Origin of the sequence: Streptomyces sp. SM1 (assembly GCF_002910825.1) — a bacterium.
Taxonomy (GTDB): domain Bacteria; phylum Actinomycetota; class Actinomycetes; order Streptomycetales; family Streptomycetaceae; genus Streptomyces; species Streptomyces okerensis.
In genome coordinates this window covers 1-2,350 of the sequence record NZ_NEUB01000431.1, presented here as the reverse complement: position 1 = coordinate 2,350, position 2,350 = coordinate 1, and the positions used below count along the sequence as shown (strand labels likewise).

2 protein-coding genes are annotated in these 2,350 nt (G+C 75.2%); both read right to left on the bottom strand.

All coding sequences use genetic code 11. The features are described from left to right. Nucleotides 1–126 precede the first annotated feature (126 nt). Nucleotides 127–663, bottom strand: a complete 537-nt coding sequence (locus tag B9S61_RS10700) for a hypothetical protein (RefSeq protein WP_103542038.1) — start codon at nt 661–663, stop codon at nt 127–129. A gap of 168 nt (nt 664–831) precedes the next feature. Beyond that, complete coding sequence (locus B9S61_RS10695; protein ID WP_258039615.1) at nt 832–1,836, bottom strand: fibronectin type III domain-containing protein; 1,005 nt, start codon at nt 1,834–1,836, stop codon at nt 832–834. Between the last annotated feature and the right edge of the window lie 514 nt (nt 1,837–2,350).

Below are 2,350 nucleotides of genomic sequence, written 5' to 3'. Positions count from 1 at the left end.
CTGCCGCACCGCTTCCCGCTCACCCGCGCAGCCGGGAGCCGTCGCAGTCCCCCCGGATCAGGACCCGGACGGCCGGCAGCCGCCCGCTCGTCCGGTCCCGACGGTCCCCGGTCCCCGGGACAGGCCCTACAGGTGGCTCGCCCGGCTGCGCCGGCGCAGGAACCAGGCCGTGGCGAGGAGACCGGTGCCGACCAGTGAGCCGCCGGCCACCAGCGTCACCGTGCCGTAGTCCGTCGAGCCGCCGCCGAGCCCGCCCATCACCCCCCGGGAGGGGGAGGCGGTGGGAGTGACCGACGGGCTGGACACCGGGGAGACGACGACGGCCTGGGTGCCCGCGGTGCTGCCGTTGGCGCACACCACGACCACCGTGTAGGTGCCCGAGCCGACGTTCGACCAGGCGGCGGACTGGCCCGCGGCCGTCCCCGAGAGCGCCACCTGGCGCCCCTGGGAGGGGCTCGTCTGGCCGCTGCTGAGCAGCGAGGCGGTGCCCCAGTTGCCGTTGACCTGGACGCACGCGCTGGTGACGACCGAGACGGTCGACCCGGTGGTGCTGACGGAGATCCCGGCCGCGGCGGCCGGTCCGGCCAGGGCCAGGGCCAGGGCGAGCGTGGCGGCGGCCGCCGCGGCCGGTCCGGAGCGGAGCAGTGGCTTCGAGATGCGCATGTGGACTGCCTTCCGGCGGCACGGCCGGCGGTACATCCCTTGCGCCGCCGAGGTCGGGGAGCGCCCGTGCTGCCACGAAGCCAGCCAACGGGCAGCGAGGCCGGCGCGCACTCCGGCCGCGGCCGGGCAGGTGACACCCGCCCTCCGCGGAGTCCTCGGGGCGCCGTCTCAGCGCCGCCCGCCCGTCGTCACCGTGCGCTCGGCCGAGAAGCCGCCCCAGGTGCCGTCCGGCAGCACCGCGCGGATCCGCACCCGGTGCGTGACTCCCGGCTCCCGGCCCAGGTAGAAGCGGTATGCCGCCCGGTCGCGCGGTGCGTCACCGCCGTAGACCAGCGAGGTGGCCGCACGGCTGTCCAGCCGTACCTCGTACTCGGTGACCACCCCGTCCACACGCGGGGGCACCCAGGTGAGGGCGAGGTAGTGGGCGCCGCCGGATTCCTGGCTCGTGGCGCGGAAGCCGGTCGGTGCGGTGGCGGCCGTGCCGCGGTCCGAGCCGCCCGCGGTGGTGAGACGGACGGTCGCGCCGGGCGGGGAGAGATTGCCGGCCGCGTCCCGCGCCCGGACGGTGAAGGCGTAACGGGTGCCCGGACGCAGCCCCGTGACCACGGTGGACGTCTGGTTCCCGCCCACACTGTGGATCTTCTTCCCGCCCTGGTGGATGTCGTACGACACCACGCCCCGGTCGTCCGTCGAGGCCGACCACGACAACTGGACCGCCCGGCTCCCGGCCGCCCGGCCGTGCGGCTCGGCCGGACGCGTGGGCGGGGAGTCGTCGGCCGCGGCCGCTTCGGGGGTCGTCGCCCGCACCGCCCGGCTGGGCGGCCCCAGCCGTCCGTCCGCGTCCCGGGCCCGCACCGTGAAGACATGGGTGGTCGCGGGCCGGAGCCGGGACACATCCACCATGTGCTCGTTACCCGGCACTTCCTTGACCTTCGTGGTGCCCCGGTATACCTCGTACCGGCTCACCCGCGCGTCGGCGGTGGCGACCGCGTTCCACATGACGTGCACGCTGGTGGCGCTGCCGGCCGCCGCCGTGACACCGGTGGGCGCCCCGGGCGGCCGCTCGCCGGTCATGTCGTCCGAACCGCCCCACCGGCAGGAGGCGACCAGCAGGAGCACCGCGCAGAGCGCGAGGGGACGACGCGGGAACACGGCTGGGGGAACGCCACGCACGACTCTGCCTCCCGGGGTGGAACACGGGACCGGTCCGGACATTGGTCCGTACCAATATGGCGTCTCTGACGCGTCCCCATCAAGAGGGCGAGAGGTGCGGTGTCGTCGCCCGCCGGAGTGCGGAACGCCCGATCCGGCCGAACGTCTCCTCCTTGCCCGGGAGTTCGGGCGGGGTGAGGGTCGGGCGGGGCCGCGGATCCCGCACCGGGTGCGGGCGGCCGGACGGCTGGAGCCGGTACGAACTCGGGCTCCGGTCCCCGCCCGGGCCGCTGACGCGATCGTGCGCCGTCCGGCCCTGTCGGAGCTCGTCACACCATCATATTCGGAAGAAATGGTGCAAAGTTCCCGATTGTGTGCGTCAGTGTCCCCGACGAGAGGCCCTTCCGAATCGTGTCCCGTGTCCGGTCGCTCACCCTGGCCATGGCCGGTGTCGCCCTGCTCGCCCCCTCCACGCCTCCGGCCGCCGCACCCCACCCCCGCGCCGAACCGGCCTCACGGCGTGCGCACCCCGTCG

Coding starts and splice junctions, on each gene's coding strand:
- B9S61_RS10700 (WP_103542038.1), bottom strand. CDS start 663: ATGCGCATCTCGAAGCCACTGCTCCGCTCCGGACCGGCCGCGGCGGCC.